The 1,215-nt window shown below is 71.9% G+C and carries 1 protein-coding gene; it reads right to left on the reverse strand.

Annotation, left to right across the window (positions count from 1 at the left end):
- Positions 1-91: 91 nt before the first annotated feature.
- Positions 92-1,215, reverse strand: a 1,124-nt coding sequence (dinB, locus tag ACFTZB_RS45715) for a DNA polymerase IV (RefSeq protein WP_378442628.1), incomplete at its 5' end; no start/stop codon positions are given.

Consider the following 1,215-nt stretch of genomic DNA (forward strand, 5'->3'; position numbering starts at 1 on the left):
TACCGGAGCTCCGCTACCCATTCGCGCACGACACGCCCAAGACCCGAATCCTTGACCGCCAGCCGTCCCCGCTAACTACACGGCTTTGGGCCTAGTCCGGCAGGATCGGCACGCTCACCCCCTGATCCCGGCCCAGCAGGACCGCGCGGGTGACCGCCGAGGAGCCGAACCGGTCGCGGAGGCTGTCGAGCGTGGTGTCGAGCGTGCTGCGCGTGTACGGATCGAACGGCAGCGCCAGCTGTTGCGGGCAGTCGTCCTCGAGGTTGGCCACCGCGACGCCGACGAGGGTGATGCCCTTGCTCTCGATCATCGGCATCGCGTTGCCGAGCAGTCCCCGGGCCGTGGTGAGGATCGTCTGTGTCTGCGCCGACGGCTGCGCCAGGGTGTGCGACCGGGTGACCCGGGTGAAGTCGTCGAACCGCAGCCGCAGCACCACCGTGCGCCCCACCCGCTTGCCGCGGCGCAGCCGGCCCGCCACCTGGTCGACCAGCGTCACCAGCGCGGCGTCCACGTCCTCCCGCGACGTGGGTCTGCGCCCCAGGGCGTGCTGGGCGCCGACGGATCTCCGCCTGCGCCCGACCTGCACGGGACGGGGATCGCGCGCCCAGGCGAGCGCGTGGAGGTGGTGGCCCGCCGCCGGTCCGACGATGGACACGAGCAACTCTTCCGGATAGTGGGCCAGCCGGCCGACGGTGGCGATCCCCGCGTCGCGGAGCTTGCGCGACGTCACCGCCCCGACTCCCCACAGCCGTTCGACCGGCAGCGGGTGCAGGAATTCGATCTCGCGGTCCGGCGGCACGTGCAGCAGTCCGTCGGGCTTGCCCACCGCGCTGGCGACCTTGGCGAGGAATTTCGTTCGCGCGACGCCGACGGTGATCGGCAGACCTACCTGCTCGCGCACGTCGCGGCGCAGTCGTGCCGCGATGTCGACCGGTGTGCCCGCGATCTTGCGCAGCCCCGCGACGTCGAGGAACGCCTCGTCGATCGACAGACCCTCGACCAGCGGTGTCGTGTGCTCGAAGACCTCGAACACCGCCCTGCTGGCGGCGGCGTACGCCGACATCCGCGGGCGCACCACGACGGCGTGTGGGCACAGCCGCAACGCCTGGGCGCCGCTACTGGCCGTGCGCACCCCGTACGCCTTCGCCTCGTAGCTCGCGGCCAGCACGACACCACCGCCGACGATCACGGGACGACCCCGCAGTGCGGGGTCTG

This window comes from Rhodococcus sp. NPDC057014 (assembly GCF_042673295.1).
Taxonomy (GTDB): domain Bacteria; phylum Actinomycetota; class Actinomycetes; order Mycobacteriales; family Mycobacteriaceae; genus Rhodococcus_F.